The sequence below is a fragment of the Spiroplasma endosymbiont of Atherix ibis genome (genome assembly GCF_964020005.1).
In the GTDB taxonomy this organism is placed as follows: Bacteria; Bacillota_I; Bacilli_A; order Mycoplasmatales; family Mycoplasmataceae; genus Spiroplasma_A.
Genome location: NZ_OZ026474.1, coordinates 893,470 through 913,170, shown reverse-complemented (window position 1 = coordinate 913,170; position 19,701 = coordinate 893,470). Strand labels below are relative to the sequence as shown.

Annotated in this window: 17 protein-coding genes; 15 read left to right on the top strand and 2 right to left on the bottom strand. The window is 22.5% G+C overall.

Annotated elements, in window-relative coordinates:
* The first annotated feature begins 39 nt into the window (after window positions 1-39).
* From AACK92_RS04870 to AACK92_RS04850, 5 genes are all read left to right on the top strand, one after another.
* On the top strand, window positions 40-1,794 hold the full coding sequence (locus AACK92_RS04870; RefSeq protein ID WP_339020627.1) for a septation ring formation regulator EzrA: 1,755 nt from the start codon (window positions 40-42) through the stop codon (window positions 1,792-1,794).
* Window positions 1,795-1,805: 11 nt separating this feature from the next.
* Window positions 1,806-2,993, top strand: a complete 1,188-nt coding sequence (thiI, locus tag AACK92_RS04865; protein ID WP_339020626.1) for a tRNA uracil 4-sulfurtransferase ThiI — start codon at window positions 1,806-1,808, stop codon at window positions 2,991-2,993.
* Complete coding sequence (locus AACK92_RS04860) at window positions 2,980-3,273, top strand: hypothetical protein (RefSeq protein ID WP_339020625.1); 294 nt, start codon at window positions 2,980-2,982, stop codon at window positions 3,271-3,273. The genes thiI and AACK92_RS04860 overlap by 14 nt, the downstream gene beginning before the upstream one ends.
* A 15-nt stretch (window positions 3,274-3,288) precedes the next feature.
* Window positions 3,289-3,696: a J domain-containing protein gene (locus tag AACK92_RS04855; RefSeq protein WP_339020624.1), complete on the top strand. Its 408-nt coding sequence runs from the start codon at window positions 3,289-3,291 to the stop codon at window positions 3,694-3,696.
* 249 nt (window positions 3,697-3,945) lie between these two features.
* Window positions 3,946-4,719, top strand: coding sequence for a hypothetical protein (locus tag AACK92_RS04850; protein WP_339020623.1), 774 nt, complete (start codon window positions 3,946-3,948; stop codon window positions 4,717-4,719).
* Here the strand turns inward: AACK92_RS04850 and AACK92_RS04845 are convergent.
* Entirely contained in the window at window positions 4,692-4,886 is a 195-nt protein-coding gene (locus AACK92_RS04845; RefSeq protein ID WP_339020622.1) for a hypothetical protein, read from the bottom strand. The two genes, AACK92_RS04850 and AACK92_RS04845, sit on opposite strands and share 28 nt — an antisense overlap.
* Window positions 4,887-4,915: 29 nt before the next feature.
* On the opposite strand from AACK92_RS04845, the gene AACK92_RS04840 reads away from it, so the two are divergent.
* The 10 genes from AACK92_RS04840 to AACK92_RS04795 all read left to right on the top strand — a co-directional run bounded on the left by AACK92_RS04840 (window position 4,916) and on the right by AACK92_RS04795 (window position 18,687).
* Entirely contained in the window at window positions 4,916-5,683 is a 768-nt protein-coding gene (locus AACK92_RS04840) for a hypothetical protein (RefSeq protein WP_339020620.1), read from the top strand.
* A gap of 313 nt (window positions 5,684-5,996) precedes the next feature.
* A complete protein-coding gene (dnaE, locus tag AACK92_RS04835; protein WP_339020618.1) occupies window positions 5,997-8,993 on the top strand; it encodes a DNA polymerase III subunit alpha in 2,997 nt (998 codons plus the stop codon).
* 53 nt (window positions 8,994-9,046) lie between these two features.
* The gene (gene polA / locus AACK92_RS04830; protein WP_339020616.1) at window positions 9,047-11,743 is read left to right on the top strand and encodes a DNA polymerase I; all 2,697 of its coding nucleotides are present in this window, start codon (window positions 9,047-9,049) and stop codon (window positions 11,741-11,743) included.
* Between the two features lie 16 nt (window positions 11,744-11,759).
* The gene (gene mutM, locus AACK92_RS04825; protein ID WP_339020614.1) at window positions 11,760-12,593 is read left to right on the top strand and encodes a DNA-formamidopyrimidine glycosylase; all 834 of its coding nucleotides are present in this window, start codon (window positions 11,760-11,762) and stop codon (window positions 12,591-12,593) included.
* Window positions 12,594-12,744: 151 nt separating this feature from the next.
* Window positions 12,745-14,019 (top strand): DnaD domain protein, encoded by a 1,275-nt coding sequence (locus tag AACK92_RS04820; RefSeq protein ID WP_339020612.1) that lies wholly within the window; start codon window positions 12,745-12,747, stop codon window positions 14,017-14,019.
* Window positions 14,020-14,919, top strand: a complete 900-nt coding sequence (locus AACK92_RS04815; protein WP_339020610.1) for an ATP-binding protein — start codon at window positions 14,020-14,022, stop codon at window positions 14,917-14,919.
* A gap of 119 nt (window positions 14,920-15,038) precedes the next feature.
* Window positions 15,039-16,052 carry a type I glyceraldehyde-3-phosphate dehydrogenase gene (gene gap, locus AACK92_RS04810; RefSeq protein WP_339020608.1) on the top strand — a complete coding sequence of 338 codons (1,014 nt, stop codon included), beginning with the start codon at window positions 15,039-15,041 and terminating at the stop codon, window positions 16,050-16,052.
* Window positions 16,053-16,110: 58 nt separating this feature from the next.
* Window positions 16,111-16,623, top strand: a complete 513-nt coding sequence (locus AACK92_RS04805; RefSeq protein WP_339020606.1) for a type II toxin-antitoxin system antitoxin SocA domain-containing protein — start codon at window positions 16,111-16,113, stop codon at window positions 16,621-16,623.
* Between the two features lie 22 nt (window positions 16,624-16,645).
* Window positions 16,646-17,842 (top strand): phosphoglycerate kinase, encoded by a 1,197-nt coding sequence (locus AACK92_RS04800; RefSeq protein ID WP_339020604.1) that lies wholly within the window; start codon window positions 16,646-16,648, stop codon window positions 17,840-17,842.
* 56 nt (window positions 17,843-17,898) lie between these two features.
* Window positions 17,899-18,687 (top strand): hypothetical protein, encoded by a 789-nt coding sequence (locus AACK92_RS04795; RefSeq protein WP_339020602.1) that lies wholly within the window; start codon window positions 17,899-17,901, stop codon window positions 18,685-18,687.
* Window positions 18,688-18,735: 48 nt separating this feature from the next.
* On the opposite strand, the gene AACK92_RS04790 is transcribed toward AACK92_RS04795, so the two are convergent.
* Complete coding sequence (locus AACK92_RS04790) at window positions 18,736-19,659, bottom strand: hypothetical protein (RefSeq protein ID WP_339020600.1); 924 nt, start codon at window positions 19,657-19,659, stop codon at window positions 18,736-18,738.
* Window positions 19,660-19,701: the final 42 nt, after the last annotated feature.

Sequence of the window (19,701 nt, the reverse complement as noted above, 5' to 3'; positions counted from 1 at the left end):
TATATGATATAATGATTTTGATTTTAAGGAAGTAAAAATATGAAGCCTCTATGAGATATTGATCAAATATTTAAAAATCCAATATACATAAGCGCAATATGTATATTTTTTACTTGCCTTTTTGCAGCAATAGTTATTTTAGTTTTAATGAGCATATACAAAAGAATTCTTCAAATTGCTGCAAAAACAATTGATTTAATAGATGATTTAAAAAAATCACCATTAAAATATCGTCTAATGAGAATATCAATGATTTTTGATGAAACAGGAAGTTTTGAAAAAGAATTAATGATTTGAAGAACTAAATACGAAATACTTTTTGAAATAGAATTACAAAAAGTATTTCGTGATTTTGTAGAATTAATAGAAGATAAAAAAAATACTAGACCAAATCTTAAAAATTTGAAAAAATTTCAAGCTGTTTATCAAAAAACAATGACTATTAATAAAAGTGTTCATGAAATCTTTATTGAAACAATGAATAATTTAGAAATTGAGTTTATTCAAAGAGATTCTTTAACTTTTCAAAAAGAGTTATTTAGAATATTAAAAGATGAAGTTATTATGACAACATTTAAAGATATTGCAATTGATCAAGCTAAATTAAAAGATACAATTGACCAAATAGAAAGTCTTTTTGAAGAATTTTATTTTAAATTAGATGAAGGAAGATATAAAGAAAGTTGAGATTATTTATTAAAAATAGATCAGGCTTTAATTTTTTTAATTGAGCTTTTAGATTCAATTCCTTATGTTATATCAACAATAACAACAGTTATTCCTCAAATGATGATTGAATTAAAAAATAAACATATAACTTTTGGACCTGTTAAAAAGAGCTTACATTTAAATGCAATGAAATTTGGAGAGCTTGAAAATTCTATAGATAATTTAAGAATTAAAATTAATAATGAATTGCAAAAATTACAATTTAAAAAGGCTAATAGAACTTTAAAAGAAGTATTTAATCAAATAAATACATTTAAAAGTGAAGTTGAAAATGAAGATAATTTAAAATCATTTTTTGAAGTTAAAACACCAAGTATTAGAAATAAATTTGATATGATAGAGCATTCATCAAGATTACTTGAAAGAGATTTTACAAAAATTGAAGATATTACAAAGCAATTTTCAAAAGAAAGAAATGAATTTGAAATTGCTAAAGCATCTTTTATAAAAACAAAAACTAAAGCTGATTTATTATTTTCTCAAATTGATTTAGGAACTAATAGTGGAGAAGAAATTAATTTATTTGAAATTAAAAATCAAATGTTGGCATTAATGGAACAATCGTTAAAAGATATGTCTGCATTAGAAAAGTCAGCAAAAATAGTTGAAAGCAAAAGTACAAATATTGATTCGTTAGTTAATCAAGTTATTTTTATTCAATCAATTTTAAATCAACTTGATGTGAAAATTAATCAATTTAAATCAATTTATGAATTGGAAAGATTTATAGATTCAATTCAAGAATTACACTTGAGATTATTAAAATTCTCACGTGAAAATTTAAAAAAAATATCAACTCAAGAAGAAAAAGAAAAAGTATCAAATGAAATTGAAAAATGTAATCAAGATACACTTATACTTGCAAGAGATCTAAATGATACAATTTTTTTAGATTATATTTCACAAGAAATAATTGTGTATTTAGAAAGATATGTTGGTAAAGTTGAAGGAATTGAACAAGTTATTTATAATTGTGAGAAATTATTCAAAGAAAGAGAATTAGATCAACTAATTGGTTACTCTTTACAAATGTTAATGAAATTGAAAGAAAATCGAATTAGATAAAGAGGTAATTAATGAAAAACATCTTAATAAGATATGGGGAATTAACTTTAAAAGGAAATAATAGAAATTCTTTTATAAGTAAGTTAATACAAAATATAAAATTTAAACTAAAAAAATATAAAGATATTATAGTTTATAGAAAAGATCATAATAGTTTAGTTTTAGAAATAAAAGAGCAATCAAAATTAGATGAAATATGTAGTATATTACAAAATATTTTTGGTATTTACTCTTTATCAATTGTAGAAATTGTTGAAAAAAATGAAGAGATTATTTTAGATAAAACTTTGGAAATAACTAAAAATTATTTAGGAACTTTTAAAGTTGAAGTTGAAAGAAAAGATAAAGGTTTTGCTCTAAGCTCTCAAGATTTAAAAACTAAAATAGCTGTAAATATATTAAAAAATAATCAAAATATTAAAGTAGATGTACACAATCCCCAATTAAAATTAACAGTTATTATAAAACATAATGGAGCATTTATATTTACATCTAGAATTAGTGCTTTAAAAGGACTTCCTGTTGGAGTAAGTGGTAAAGGATTGTCATTATTAAGTGGAGGAATTGATTCACCTGTTGCAAGTTTCTTATCTTTAAAAAGAGGAATGCAAGTTGATTTTTTACATTTTATGACACCTCCTCACACTTCTAAAGAAGCATTAAATAAAGTTTTTGAATTAGCAAGTAAAATTGAAAAATATAATCAAGCTAATTTTTCACTTTATATTTGTGATTTTTATATGATTCTAAAAGAGCTAATGCATATTAAAGAAGAATCATATAGAATTACAATTATGAGAAGAATCTTTATAAGAATTGCAAATAAGTTATCAAACATTATTGGAGCACAAGCAATTATTACAGGAGAATCTTTAGGACAAGTTGCAAGTCAAACAATTGAATCAATTCATGTTATAAATCAAGTATCTGATTTACTAATATTAAGACCTTTATTAACATATGATAAAGAAGAAATTATAAAAATTTCAAAAAAAATAGACACTTATAATATATCAATATTACCTTTTGATGATGTATGTTCAATGTATGTTCCTAAAAATACTGTTACAAAACCAAAAACATTTATAGCTATCAAACAAGAAGAAAATTTACTATTAGATGAAATGATTGAGTATACTATTAAAAATTTAATTAAAATATATATATGAAAAGAAGGTGAATTAGTTGAGAAGCAGTAAAAAGAAAAAAAAAGAACAAAATAATAAGTTTGGAGTTTTTAATGGTAATATAATTAACAATGAAACATTAGGTTATGAACAAGAGTTTGAAATTGATAATTATAAAGATGATTCTCTAACTATAACTGAACTAAAAAAACAAAGTTCAAAAGATAAAAAACCTGAAAATAGTAATAAAAACAAAAAAGGGAAAGCTAATTATTTCATTTATAAGTTAGCAGCATATATAATTATATTATTATTAATAGTTTTATTAATAGTGTGACTTGTTACTAAATAGAAAAAGAGTTAAATTATGGATGAATTATTAAGATTTTTTTTAAGAATATTAAATGCTATTTTTATAGTTTTAATAATAGATATGATTTTTGGTGGAAGAAAACGAAGAAATGGGGGAAAAACAAGAAATCTTGATAATAGTCAAAGTCGATACTCAGATGAAGATACTGTTGGGGGAGCAGACTATGATCAATCACAATCTTATTCAGATTTTTATCAAGGATATTCTCAATTAGATCAAGCTTATCAAGCTCTTGGCTTAGTTAGAGGATGTTCTTTAAAGGAAGTTAAGAAAAGATATATAGAATTGGCTAAAAAAAATCATCCTGATAAAAACCCAAATAATGTTGAAGCACAAGCAGAAATGACAAAAATTAATAATGCTTATGAAACAATTGTAGAAGATTTTAATAGAATAAAATAAAGTACTATTTATTTAAGTTGTAGATTTAATCTTTAAGTTATAGAGTTGATGATATAAAACATTATTAGTTCTATAGCTCAAGAGATTTTTTTTGTTTTTATTTAGCTATAAAAATATAAATGAAAAATGAAAATAAGTTTCATATAAAAAATACAAAACTTAAAAGAGTTTTATATATTATAAAAATAATATTTAATTGTTATTAAGATATAATTAATGCATAGAAAGATAGTTTAAAAGGAATTATATATGAAAAAATTATTATCAATTTTAACATCAGTGGGATTAACATCCTCATCTTTTAGTGTAACATTATCTTCAACAAAAAATGTTATTCATAATAATGTAAAAAGTGATGAAAAGAATTTGAATTCTATAGAATGAGCAGAAGTGAAAAAAATGACTTTTGATATTTTTAATGAAGATATACCATTACAATTTGTAAATGATGTATCTAACAATAAAAATATAGTTAACAAGTTAAATCAAAACTCTATTAAATATATTTCTTTGCAAAAAGCAAAAGAAGAATCTGAAAAATTAATTAATGAATTTATTAAACAAGATATTAGCTTATATAAAGCATTAGACTTTATTAAAGACAAATATCCTCAATTTAAGGAAGAATATAATAAACAAATATCAGCATATAAAGAGAAAAATTATAGTGAATTAAATAACTTATATTTAGAAGAAACACAATTAAAAAATTCTTATAAAGAGGCTTTTAATTATTTAAATAATAGTGAAAATGTAGAAAAATATAATACTTTATTTTCAAGCGTTTATCAAAAAAATAGAGAACTTGTATCAAGATTAAAAACTGCAAAGATTTCATTTGTAACTTTAACTGCTGCTGCAGCAGTTGCAGCAGCTGGCTTTTATGTAGCTGCTCCTTGAACTTTTGGAGCAACTATTCCATGAGCAGCAGGCTGTACAGCAATTTCAATATGTTCAGGTCTTGTAACAGCAGGTTTATCAAGTGCTTTACTAGCTTATAATAAAGAAACAGGAAAATGATAAAAAGCTGGAAATGCACTTAATGCAGGAATAAATGCAGGTCAGGCTTTGGGGAAAATTGCTAAATTAGTATTAGTAAGTTTTACAGCAACAGCAACACCATTTATTTGAGCTATGCCGGAAGTAACAGCAGTTATATCGGTTGCATTAGCAGTTGTAAGTTGAATCAATTATAACTTTTAGAAAAGAGAAATAAAAAATGGATTTAATAGGTTATTCAGTTTTATTACTTGGAGGACTCATATTTATTATATTAGTACCATGTCTTCTTCAACTTTCAATTTCAGTTTATATAACTAAAATAGAAAATGTAGTTAATGTATTTAGTAGCTATAGTAAATTTAAAAAAGACTTTTTAGTTTTAAAAAAAGAGCTTTATCAGTTTTATATTCAAACTTTAATTGTTTTTGTTTTAATAACTTCTTTATATATTTGAGCAGCTCTTTTTATAAAACCAGAAGAGAAAGAATTTTTAAGTTATATTATTGTAATTTCATTTATATATTTTATTTGTTTATTAGAAATTTTAATATTTCCTTATTTTTTAAATAAAAAAATAAAAAAAGTGAAGTTTTTAACTAAAGAAGAAGCATTAGAAGAATTTGAAAAATTGAGACTAGAAATTACAAAGAATTTAAATTATAAATCTTTTGAATTAAAAGATATAAGTAAAATTAGAGAAGTTGATAAACATTTTCAAAGAGTTCAAAAAATCTTAAAAAGAAAAATTTCTAATTTAAAGAATAAAGAAGATAATTATAAAAAAATAAAAATATTTTTTTGATATTTAAGAGCTAATGGTTTTTTGTTTTCAACTTATATAAAAAATTCATTAAATTTACAAATTATAGTAGATCAAAATTTATACGAATCTAGTAAAATACCAGAGATTCTAATAGAATTTTTTTTCTTGATTTTAAATAATGAAGAGTTGAGATTATCTGAAATGAAAACTATCTCGAGTTAGTTTAAATTTTTCTTTAATGAGATAATTAAAATTAAATATATTTAAATAGTTTACAAATTTATTTTGATATAATCTTCTAAATATAGAACTTATGATAAAAATAATATCATAATATTGATTTTTCTAATTTAGAAGATTTTTTAATATTTAATTTAAAAGTAAAATAGAATAATTCTTAAAAAATATTTTTTTGTACTTATTTTATAATGAAATATAAATCTAATTATAAAAAATGTATTTAACATAATATGTTTAAATTAATAAAATGATGTTTTCTTATTAATGATGTAAAATAAGAAAAGTGAGGTCTTATATGGAATCTTTAAATTTACTTAATGTTCAAAGTTGCTATAATTTTTTAAATTCTACAATTAGAATAGAAGATTATTTGAATTTTTTAAAGTTAAATAATCATGATTTTGCCTTTTATTCTGATAAAAATACAATGTATGGTGCTGCAGAGTTTTATGAAAAAGCAAAAGAAAAAAAGCTTAAACCAGTTATTGGTTTAAGCTTTGACTTATCTTTTGGAAATATTTTAATATATACAAAAAATAATAAAGGTTTTGAAGAAATAAGTTATATTAGTTCTTATATTAATCAAAATGATAAAATTAATTTAGAAAACTTAGAAGACTTATTTTGAAAAATAATTTCTAATGATCTTATAGTTATTTCTAGTTTTTCAATTGAAAATGTTGATAAATATTTAGAAAAATTTAAATTAATATTAAAAGAGGAAAATTTTTATATAGGAATTACAAAACAAAATTTTTCTTATTTTAAAAAGTATTCTAATGTAGTTTTTACAAATGAAATTAATTTTCTACATAAAAATGAATATCCAGTTTATAAGACTTTAATTGCAATTAATGAAGGAAAATTAATTACAGAGCTTTCAAATTTAGAAAAGAACTATTATTTTTCAAAAGAGTTAGTTTCAAATTATATAAAAGTTGAAGATCATATAAATAATATTTTAAAAATATCTTCTTTAATTGAAATTGAAAATATTTTCAATTATAAAAAACATTTTTTAAAATATCCAAATAGTAAAAAAATGCCTTCAAAAGAATACTTAAAAATAATATGTGAGGAGTTACTAGAAGAATATTTATTGTTGAAAAATAATTTAAATAAAGAACTTTATAAATCTAGATTATATTATGAATTAGAAGTTATTAGTAAAATGGGATTTGAAGATTATTTTTTAATAGTTCATGACATAATTTGTGAATGTATTAGATTAAAGATTTTATATGGTCCAGGTAGAGGATCTGCTGCAGGAAGTTTAGTAGCTTTTCTTTTAAAAATTACAAAATTAGATCCTATTGAATGAAATCTTTTGTTTGAAAGATTTTTAAATATAGATAGAATAACACTTCCAGATATTGATCTTGATTTTCAAGATGATAGAAGAGAAGAAATTTTAGAGTATTTATTTAATAAATATGGAAAAAATCATTTTGCAACAATAACAACTTTTCAAACAATTGGGATAAAAAATGCTTTGCGTGATTGTGGAAGAATTTTTGATGTGTCTATAAATGATATAAATCATATGACAAAACAAATTAATGAAAAAAATGTAAAGAATTTATCACTTGCTTTAGAAGATAGTGAAGCACTTAGAAAATATAAAGATAAGTATCCTCAAATTTTTGAAATAAGTGAAAAAATAATTGGATTGCCAAGACAAACTGGAACTCACGCAGCTGGAGTAGTATTTTCAGATATTGACTTATATAAAGTTTTACCAATAAAAATTGGTATTAATGGAATTTCACAAACTCAATTTTCAATGAATTATTTAGAAGAAATAGGTTTAATTAAAACAGATATTCTTGGTTTAAGAAATCTTTCAATAATTCAAGAAATTTTAAAAAACATTAAAATAGTAGATAAAGTAGATGTTGTTTTAGAAAATATCCCTTTAAATGATAAAAAAACATTTGAATTATTAAGAAATGGTGATACAAGTGGTATATTTCAATTAGAATCATCTGGAATGACAGATGTTTTGATTAAAATGAAAGTTAATTCAGTTGATGATATAGCTTTAACTAGTGCTTTATATAGACCAGGACCACAAGACAATATTCCTTTATTTATTGAAAGAAAAAATAATAAAGAATTAAAATATTTTATTGATAAAAATATAGAAGACATATTACAACCAACATTTGGAATTATTGTTTATCAAGAACAAATTATGGAAATTCTTCAAAGAGTTGCAAATATGAGTTTAAGTAGAGCAGATGTTGTTAGGCGAGCAATTGGTAAAAAAGATAAAAATTTAATGAATCAATTTAAAGAAGAATTTATACAATCAGCAATTAAAAATCAATATAGTAGTAATAAAGCAACAAAAATATGAGCTTATATTGAAAAATTTGCATTATATGGATTTAATAAATCTCATGCTATTGCATATTCGCTAATAAGTTATTGAATGGCATATTTAAAAGCTAATTATAAGTCATCTTTTTATTGTTCTTTATTAAATGGTTCAATTAGAAATGAAGTTAAAACTTCACAATACTTAAATGAAGTTAAAAACTCAGGATTTAATGTAAATCCCCCAACAATTAAAAATCCAAATAGTGTTTATGTTTATCATAATAATATGATAAACATACCTTTAAATGTAATTAAATATATTGGCCCAGAATTTTTAAAAAATATTAAAGAACTATTTAAGACAAATAAAGCAGCATTTAATAATATTCTTTTATTTATTGGAAATATGAAAGATAGAGGTCTAATAGAGCAAAGATATACTGCTTTAGTTTATTCAGGAGCTTTTGATTTTTTTGGTTTTTCAAGAAAAGATTTAATATTAAAAAAAGAACAGATATTTAATTTAGCTTCAACAGCAACTTTATTAAATGATCCAGATATTACTTTAGAATTAGAAAAAAGAAAATATAAACCAGAAGAAATAATTGGTTTTGAAAAAGAATATTTAGGATTTTTTGTATCATCTCATCCTTTATCGATTATTAGAAAAAAAATAATTAATGGAAATAAATTAAGAACTTTAAATACTTTAAAAAATGAAGGTATTATTTGTGAAGTTTTAATTAATATAGAAAATATTGTTACTAAAAAAGATAAAAATGGTAATGAAATGGGCTTTCTTGATATTGTAGATGAAACTGAAACAATGATGATTACAGTTTTCTCATTAGTTTATGAAAGTTTCAAGTCTAAGTTAAATTTAGGTAAAAATTTAATTATTAAAATAAAAACTCAAAAATTTAATAATAAAATAAATGCTGTTTTACTTGAAGTTATTAAAGAGATATAAAAAAAAGTACTACAAGTACTTTTTTTGTTATTATAGAATTAATGGAGAAAAATATGAAAAATAAATTTTTACTTGTTGATGGTAATGCTTTAATTTTTAGAGCATTTTATAGTTCTTATGGTAGAGCAACTTTAACTACAAAAAGTGGTATACCAACAAATGCTGTATATTCGTTTATTAATATGCTTATGAATATTATTGAAAAAAATGATTATTACTGTGTAAAAGTTGCTTTTGATAAAGGTAAAAAAACTTTTAGACATGATAAATTAAAAGATTATAAAGTTGGACGAGCAAAAACTCCATCAGAACTTATTATGCAATTTCCAATTGTTAGAGAATTTTTAACAAATGCAAATATTGATTGATTTGAAGCAGACAATTATGAAGCAGATGATATTATAGGAACTATTTCAAAAATTCTTGAATCAAATGAAGAAGCTGAAACTCATATATTAACAAGTGACCAAGATATGTATCAGTTAATATCAGAGAAAACTTATGTTTTATCTCCACAAATTGGAACAAGTAATTTAATTGTTTATAATAAAGAAAAATTATTTGAAAAATGAGGAATTACTCCAGAACAAGTTATTGATTATAAAGGTTTGAGAGGTGACTCATCAGATAATATAAAAGGTGTTTTAGGTATTGGAGAAAAAACTGCAAAAGAGTTATTACAAGAGTTTAAAACTTTAGAAAATATTTATGATAATATTGACCAAATTAAAGGTACAAAACAACTTAAATTAATACTTGGAAAAGAAGATGCATTTCTTTCAAAAGAGATTGCAACAATTCATAAAGATATGAATTTAGAAAAAATTAATTTTAATAAAACAGAAATTAATTTTGCAAATCTTAGAGACTTTTTTATTAGATATGAAATGAACTCTCTTCTTAAAAAATATAGTTCTAAAAATGAAGAAAGTACAAATGAAGTAAAATTAGAATACAAAGTACTTGATAAGTGAAATAACAAATTTGATGATGATGAAAATTATATTTATTTAGAAACTTTAAATCATAATTATCATACAAGTGATGTTATAGGAATGTCAATTGTTAATTCCAAAGGTAATTTCTATTATTCATTTAATACTAGCAAAGAAATAAATATTTTTAATTGAACTGATTCTGTAACAGATGAACAATTTCAAGTTTTTCTAATTAATTCAAAGTTTAAAACTTATGATATTAAAAAAACAGTTATTGCTTTAAAAAAAATGGGTTATAAAATAAAACCTGAACTTTTTATTTATGATATGATGATAGCTTGTTATGTACTTAATTCAAATATAAAATCTTCTTTTGAACAACATGTAATTATGATTGATCCTTCAAATGAGATAAAGACATTTGAAGAAATTTTTGGTAAAGGTGTTAAAAAAACTCATTTAATTGATGAAAAAATTAAAATGGATTATTTAGTTAGTAAATCTTTATTTATAAAAAAATATGAAAAAGAAATTATAGAGCAGCTGCAAAAAAATAATCAAACCAATTTATATGAAAAAATTGAACTTCCTTTTGCAAAAGTTTTAATTGATATGGAAGTTGAAGGTATTCAAGTAGATAAACAAGAATTGGCTAAGCAAGAACAAGAAATATTGGAGTTATTAAACAACTTAGAAGTTGAAATTAAAACAGATTTAAAAGATTTTGTTGATGAGAATTTTAATATAGGATCTCCAAAGCAATTAAAAGAACTTTTATTTGATAAATTAAAATTGCATGATTACAAAAAGGGAAGTACTGATAGAGAAACATTAAATTTACTAGAAAATAAACATCCAATAATCTCAAAAATTATAGCTTTTAGGAAATATAGTAAATTATATTCAACTTATTTAAAAGGTTTTGAAAAGTTTGTTCATCCAGATAATAAGGTTCATACAGTATTTAATCAAACACTTACAAATACAGGAAGATTAAGCTCTACTTATCCAAATATGCAAAATATTTCTATAAGAGATGAAGAACAAAAAAATGTAAGAAAAATATTTGTTACAAATGAAGATAATATTTATTTAAGTTTTGATTATTCTCAAATTGAATTAAGAGTACTTGCAGATATTGTTAAAGAAGAAAAATTAATTGAAATTTTTTCAATGAATAGAGATATTCATTCAGAAGCTGCAAGAAGTATTTTTAATTTAAAAGAAGATGAGCAAGTTAGTTCAGAACAAAGAAGAGTAGCTAAGGTTTTTAATTTTGGGATTCTTTATGGATTAAGTGATTTTGGTTTGGCAAAAGACTTAAAAATATCAATACCACAAGCAAAAGAATATATAAAAGCATATTATAAAGCTTTTCCTCAAATTTTAAAATTTAAAGAAGAAGTTATTAAGTTTGGTTATGAAAATGGTTATGTTGAAACTCAAGCAAATAGAAGAAGATATATTTATGAGTTAAATAATTCAAATTATATGATTAAACAATTTGGTGAAAGAGCAGCTGTCAATGCTCCAATACAAGGAACAGCAGCAGATATATTAAAAGTTGCTATGGTAAACGTTTTTGAAAATTTAAATAAAAATAAATTAAAGTCAAAAATGATTGCTCAAATACATGATGAAATTATTTTACTAGTTAAAAAATCAGAGTTAGAAGTAGTTAAAAATATGGTTCTTAGTATAATGAAAGAAGCATATAATTATTTATTAAAAATATCAAATAAAAATAGAGTAGCACTTGTAAAATTAGAAATTAATTATTCACAAGCAAGAGATTGATTTAATTTAAAATAAAAAGGAGGTTTAAATAATGCCTGAATTACCAGAAGTAGAAACTGTTGTTAGAGTTCTTAATTCAAAAGTTACAGGACTTACTATTGAAAATGTAAAAATAACTTATCCAAATTTAATTAAAACAGATATTAGTATTTCTGAATTTGAAGAAAAATTAAAGGGTCGAAAAATAGATAATATCTCAAGGATAGCAAAACATATTATTTTTGAACTACAAGATTTGGTTTTGATTAGTCATTTAAGAATGGAAGGAAAATGAATTGTATATGATAAAGGAAAAATATATGATACAAAACATGTAGAAGCAATATTTGAATTAAGTGACAATAAACTTATGATATACAGTGATACAAGAAAATTTGGTACTTTTCATTTACAAGATAAATTAACTTTTAAAAATGAAAAACCCATTAATAAAATAGGTCCTGAACCCTTTGATAGCACTTTAAACGGTCAATATTTAATGGATATAATGTCTAAATCAAATAAGTATATAAAAACTGTTCTTCTTGATCAAACAAAAATATCAGGAATTGGCAATATTTATGCAGATGAGATTTTGTTTGATTCAAAAATTCACCCAGAAAAAAGAGCAAGCTCTTTAAATTTAAAAAATTATGATGATATTTTAAAATCTTTAATAAAAATACTTAACAGATCAATTGAACTTGGAGGTTCTACAATTGATACTTATCATCCTGAACAAGGTATTGATGGAAAGTTTCAAAGGGAATTAAAAGTTCATTTAAGAAAATCAAATCCTTGTTTTGATTGTGGAAGAATTATAAAAAAAATAAAAGTTAATGGTAGAGGAACATATTTTTGTCCAGAATGTCAAAATTTATATTAAGATGTGGATAACTCAAAAAAACCCTTTAAAATAGGGTTTTTTTAGTAATCTTTATTAACAAATCATAGTCAATTTCATAAAAATTATTAAATCTGTTTCAATTTTTTTCATTTTTCTTATTATTAATAGGCATAGCATTTGGAGGTAATTTATGGATGAATTTAGTTATAGAGTTATTCTTAAAAATATAATAGATAGTTCAAATAATAAAATAATAACTTATTTGTATCAACCAATAATAGGGTCAAAAGCTGTTTCTTTGTATTTTACATTAATAAATGAATCTTATATTATAAGTGAATTTAAAACAATAACTTTATCTAATACTAGATTATCTAAAATTACAGGAATCTCTAAAAATATATTATCTAAATATTTGAAGAAATTAGAAGCTTTGGGTTTATTAAGAACTTTAGAAAATAAAAGTAAAAATACAATAATATTTAATATTTATTCACCATTAGAACCAGTAGAATTTTTTAATAATAAAGTATTTAATAGTGCTCTATTAAGCAAAGTTAAAAAAGAAGATTATGAATTAATTAGATTTACTTTTAGAGATGAAGGAGAATTAACTTTGGAAAGTGGTTATAAAGATACTTCATCTAAATTTATTGAAGTTTTTGGAGAAATTGAAGAATTAAAAACAAATGAAACTGTAATGATTAAAGCTAAACCAAAAAGAACAAATGCTTTATTAAAAGGTTTAGATTATGCTAGTTTACTTAATGCTTTAGAAAAAGAAGATATTATTATTAGTGCCAATAATGTAATGGTTAAAAAAGCAATTGAAGATGTTTTTGGATCTTACAATATTAGTCAATTTGAAATTAAAGAAATTATTAAAAAAATTTATGAAAAAGATTCTTGCTCTTTTAATAATTCAAAATTTTATAAAGAAGTTGCAAAACTTATCTTTAAAAAAGATGAGTTTTCTGAAACAATTCCAGAATTTAATGTTGAGTTAAATATTCAAAATCAAAAAAATCAAAAATTAAGTGAAATGGAAACAATTGAACCAGAAGAATACTTATTAGCTTTATTAATTTCTAAGGATAAAAAAATAAAACAATTAGATAAAAAATTCGAAGAAATAATTGAATTTTTGCAAAATAAATATAAATTAAGAAATGGAGTTATAAATTGTTTATTTGATTTTGTTTTCTTAAAAAATAAAGGTCAGATAGTTACAAACTATATTTATAAAATTGCTTCTACAATGTCTGAAAATGGCTTTAAAACAGCTCCTGAGGCATTTGAATATTTAAAAATAGCTCATAAGAAATCAAAAGTCAATATTAAATCAAATATTGATTTAAAAACAGATTTGAACTCAAAGTGAGATGAGGCTTTAAATAAAAAAACTTATAAAATTGAAGTTAAAGAAGATTTGACATTTGATAAATTAGAATGAGGAGAATATTAGATGTTAAAATTTACTTTAGATGATATAAAAAAACACAAGGATTTAAAAGATCTTATTAACAAATATAATATAAGTGATCAAATTCTGCAAAATAATATTTTATTAATAAATAGATTTTTAAATGATTATGTATATTGTGAAAAAGAAGAGGAAATAAAATACTGCAAACAATCAATTCCTGGTGTTCAACAAAAATTGGTATATAAAAATAACTTATTTTATATATCAAGTAAAAACTGTAAGCATTGAATTTTTCAAAATAAAGATTATAAAATATTAAAAAATATAATATATGCAGATTACAATTTAAAAGAAAATACTCAAACAATGGGCGAATATATAGAATCTTTAGATTTAAATAAATTAAATAATGAATCTAAGACTCTTTTTACAAAGATAAGAGAAAATATTGTAAATAGTTCATCTAAGGGTCTTTATTTATATGGTGCTCCAGGTATTGGCAAAACTTTTTTAATGAAAAGATTAGCTAATACTTATGCAAGAAAAGATAGAAAAGTTATTTTTGTAACTGTAAATAAACTTATAAAAATAGTTAAAGATACTTTTAATCAATTAGAAAAAACAGAATTGTCAAAATTTTATGATGATTGTTTAAAAGTTGATATTTTAATACTTGATGATATAGGCGCAGAAATTGTAAGTGATTGAAGTAGAGATGAATTATTATTTGGTATTTTAAATCATAGGTTAGAAAATAAAAGTATTACTTATTTTACTTCAAATTTCTCTATAGCAGATCTTCAAAAATATTATTTAAATAAAAAGGTAACTAATGTTGAACAAAAAAAATTTGAGTTACAAAAAACTCTTAGATTTACAGAAAGAATTAAAGGATTGGCTAATGAGTTTGAAATAACAGGGGAAAATAAACGATATTAGTGGAATTATTTCCAATATTAAAAAAATTATATGGAAAAAATAGAAATAAAATATTAGTGTTTTATTTACTGAATAAAGCAATAAGGTATAAAATAAAAACGTGGAAGGAACGACTAAATATGAAAAAAATAGCAATTAACGGTTTTGGAAGAATTGGACGTCTAGCTTTTAGACAATTATTCTTATCAAAAGATTTTGAAATTGTAGCAATCAATGATTTAACAAATTCAAAAACATTAGCATACTTATTGGAGTTTGACTCAGCTCATGGAAGATTTATGAGTGGGAAAATCGAAGCAAAAGAAGGAGCTATTATAGTTGATGGTAAAGAAATTAAAATTTTAGCAGAAAGAGATGCTAAAAATTTACCATGAAAAGAAATGGGGATTGACTTAGTAGTAGAATGTACAGGATTCTATGTTTCTAAAGAAAAATCTCAAGCTCATATAGATGCAGGAGCTAAAAAAGTAATTATTTCAGCACCAGCAACAGGAGACTTAAAAGTAGTAGTTTATGGTGTAAACCATAAAATATTAACAAATGATGATCAAATTGTTTCTGCAGCTTCATGTACAACAAATTGTTTAGCACCAGTAGCAAAAATTTTAGATGAAAATTTTGGAATTGTTAAAGGATTAATGAATACAATTCACGCAGTTACAAATGATCAAAACTTATTAGACTTACCACACTCAGACTTACGTCGTGGTCGTGCAGCTGCATGAAATATAGTTCCATCAAAAACTGGAGCAGCAGCAGCAGTTGGTAAAGTATTACCAAAATTAAATGGAAAATTAGATGGATTAGCTTTACGTGTTCCAACAATTACAGGATCAATAGTTGATTTAACAGTTGAATTATCAAAAAAAACATCAGTTGAAGAAATTAACAATGCAGTTAAAACAGCAATCTCAAGTGATGCTGAGTTAAATGCAGCATTAGAATATTGTACAAAAGAAATCGTTTCACAAGATGTAATTGGTTCAACATATGGTTCAATCTTTGATGCAACATTAACAAGAGTTATGGAAGTTGATGGGAAACAATTAGTTAAAGTATTTGCTTGATATGATAATGAAAATTCATTTACTTCACAATTTATCCGTACAATTAAATACATGTTAAGTTTATAATTTTCTAAATAAAATATTTAACATATTTTTACAACGATAGTAATATTGAGGTGAAAATATGTTTTTTTATTTTAAAGAGGATTTTATTAATTATGTGGTAAATGTTATAGCTAAAGTTAAAAAAGAAAATTGTATTAAAAAAGTAACTCAGATTCAAATTCAAAAAATAATTTATATTGTTTATTCTTATTTTTTATTATTTAAAGAAAAGATAGCTAATATAGATTTTGAAACTTGAAGATGAGGTCCTGTTATTTATGAGCTTTGAAAAAAACACACATGCTATTCAAAATCAGATATAACTATAATTTATTTAGAAAAAATTGATTTAAAAATAGATAAAGATTTTCATCACGAAAATAAAATAATTTATGAGATAGTTAAATTTTTATTAGATTTAAAATCCTGAGATATTGTAATAATTTGTCATGAACAAACTCCATGAAAAAAATTATATAAACATAGTAAAAATAATTTAATAAAAGATCAAGATATTATTCGTTTTCATAATGAAAATAATAATAATTTTTTTCATTATATAGATTTTATAGTAAAAAATGTTTTAAAATAAATAAGTATAGGAGAGCAAAAAAATGAAAAAAACATTCAATAATATTCAAGTATCTGGAAAGACTGTTCTTGTTAGAGTTGATTTTAACGTACCTTTAAAAGATGGAGTTATTACTGATGATAATCGTGTTAGAGCAGCACTTCCAACTATTAATTACTTAACAGAAAAGGGAGCAAAAGTTGTTTTACTTTCACATTTAAGTAGAATTAAAGAAGAAGCTGATAAAGCTAAAAAAAGTTTAGCACCAGTTGCTAAAAAATTAGAAGAGTTGTTAGGAAAAACAATTAAATTTGTTCCTCAAACTAGAGGAGTAGAACTAGAATCAGCAATTAAAAGTTTAAATGCTGGAGAAATTCTTTTAATTGAAAATACTCGTTTTGAAGATATTCAAAATGGAGAAGTTGTTAAATATGAATCAAAAAATGATTCACAATTAGGAAAATATTGAGCTAGTTTAGGTAATATATTTGTAAATGATGCATTTGGAACTGCTCATAGAGCTCATGCTTCAAATGTGGGAATTGCTTCAAATATAGCAGAAAGTTGTTTAGGATTTTTAGTTGAAAAAGAATTAGAAATGTTATCAAAAGGAATAGATAAACCAGAACATCCATTTGTGGCAATTATTGGTGGAGCAAAAGTTTCTGATAAAATTGGAGTTATTGATAATTTATTAGAAAAAGCTGACAAAATTATAATTGGTGGGGGAATGGCATATACTTTCTTTAAGGCACAAAATCATAGTATTGGTAAATCATTATGTGAAGAAGATAAAGTTTCTTTAGCTAAAGAATATTTAGATAAAGCTAATGGAAAAATTATTTTACCAATTGATTCAGCATGTAATACAGATTTTAAAGATAGTAATCCAACAATTACAGGAATTGATTTACCAGATGACTTAATGGGATTAGATATCGGTCCTAAATCAATTGAATTATTTAAATCAATTTTAAAAGATGCAAAAACAGTAGCTTGAAATGGACCAATGGGAGTATTTGAATTTGAACATTATAATAAAGGTACATTAGCTGTTTGTGAAGCTATTGCAAACTTAAAAAATTCATTTACTTTAATTGGTGGGGGAGATTCAGCTGCAGCTGCAATTCAATTAGGATTTAAAGATAAATTTACTCATATTTCAACAGGTGGGGGAGCTTCATTAGAATATATGGAAGGTAAAAAACTACCAGGTGTTGAAGCAATTCAAAATAAATAATTAATCGAAACACAATTAATATTGTGTTTTAATTTATAATTATAAAGGTGATTTACTTGAAAATAAAAGTAAGAAAAATAGAAAATAGTGAATGAATAAAAAATATTTTTTTAGATGATGAAAATATTTATTTTACAGATAGTATTCCAAATGGAAATATAAATACATTATGTTGAATCTCTAAAAAAATATTTTTAGATAATATTAAAATTAAACAAGATTTAGAAAGAACATTTCTAGCCCATCCAAATCCATTTTTTTCATCTATAAATATGATTTCTAATACAGATATAAAAGTTCTTCAATTATATGAACATTATATTCAAAATTTTGTAGTTATTAATAATATTAAATATATTAGTTTTATTATTAATGAAAAGGTTTTTACAGCAAGTTTAAGTAATATCGAAAAACTAGAAGAATTTCAAATAATAAAAAAAATAAATGAGGGACTAATTATAAAAAAAAAAAAAAAATTAACAGATAAAAATATTAAAATTATAAAAGAAATAACTATAAATTTAGTAGATATTATTCAATTTCAAAATAACTTTGTTATTCAAAAATCTGATAAGGAAATTATTTTAACTGATTTTAACTTTAATTTAATTAGAGTTTTAGATACGGAACAAGATTTTAAAAAAATATTTTATTTAAATAAAAATAATGTATTAATAAGTTTTAAAAAAAGAGAAGAGAGTATATTAATAAATCTTTTAAATAATAAAAAGAAGATTTTTGACAAGTCATTTATAAATAGAGCAGTTTTATTATATAGTAATTTTCTTTTAACTAAAAAAAATGATAAAAATAGTATAAAAGATCTTTTACATATTTTCTATTAAATATTAAAAAAAATAACTCATATGAGTTATTTTTTTTAATATAGCTTTTTAAGTTGCCATGTCATATTCTTTTTGTTTTTCTGCAAGTTTTGAGTAATCATTGTAATGAATTTCATCACCTTTTGATCAAATTCCTTTTATTATTTTATTTATTGTATAAATAATAAATAATTGAACTGATATTCTATATGCAGCATAAATTGAGTTAAATATTGTTCCCAAAAAACCTCTTTTTCTGTCAAACATATCTGCAAAAATTGAGATAATTGAAATAATACTTTGAATTAATTGCAATATTAGAGTTATTGTTGCAATAATAAGATTAATTACTGCAATAAAATTCATAAATTTATATGCACTTTCTTTTTTATTTCAAGTACCAAGTGCTCCTGGTGTTGCAAAAATTAAACAATTTAAAACTCCTCAAAATAATATAACACCTAACACAGCAACTAAAATTATATCTACAAGTCCACTAGCAAATATACTTTGTCCTTTATATCATAATAGTGAAAATCCAAAATATACCACTAAGGCACTAAAACCTGATACTAATGAGTTACCTCCATAACCTTTAGAAATTGTAAATTTAGGACTAATTGTTGATTCTACTGGAATATTTTGCATTTGTGCTAAAACAAATGGTGTGAATAATCCTCCAACTGATATTGAGAATAAAGCAATTATGTATCTATTATTCAATAAAGTTATATCGTCAGCTTTTCTTAAGAAATTTATTATATAACAACAAAAGAATGTATTAGTTATAAAGAAAAATGTTGATATTGAGAATATTAATGTAACATAAGGAGTAATTGATTTCATGTCTCCAGTTGCATTTGGATCCATTAATCCAATTTTAATCATTGAATATATAAATGCAACGAATCCTATTATTCCTATAATTAATCCAAAAATATTAGCTAAAAAAAGCATTTTTCTTATAGAAGAAGTTTGTCTATTTCCTTTCATTTTCTCACCTCCTTAAAAGAATTGTACCATTAATAATTAGTA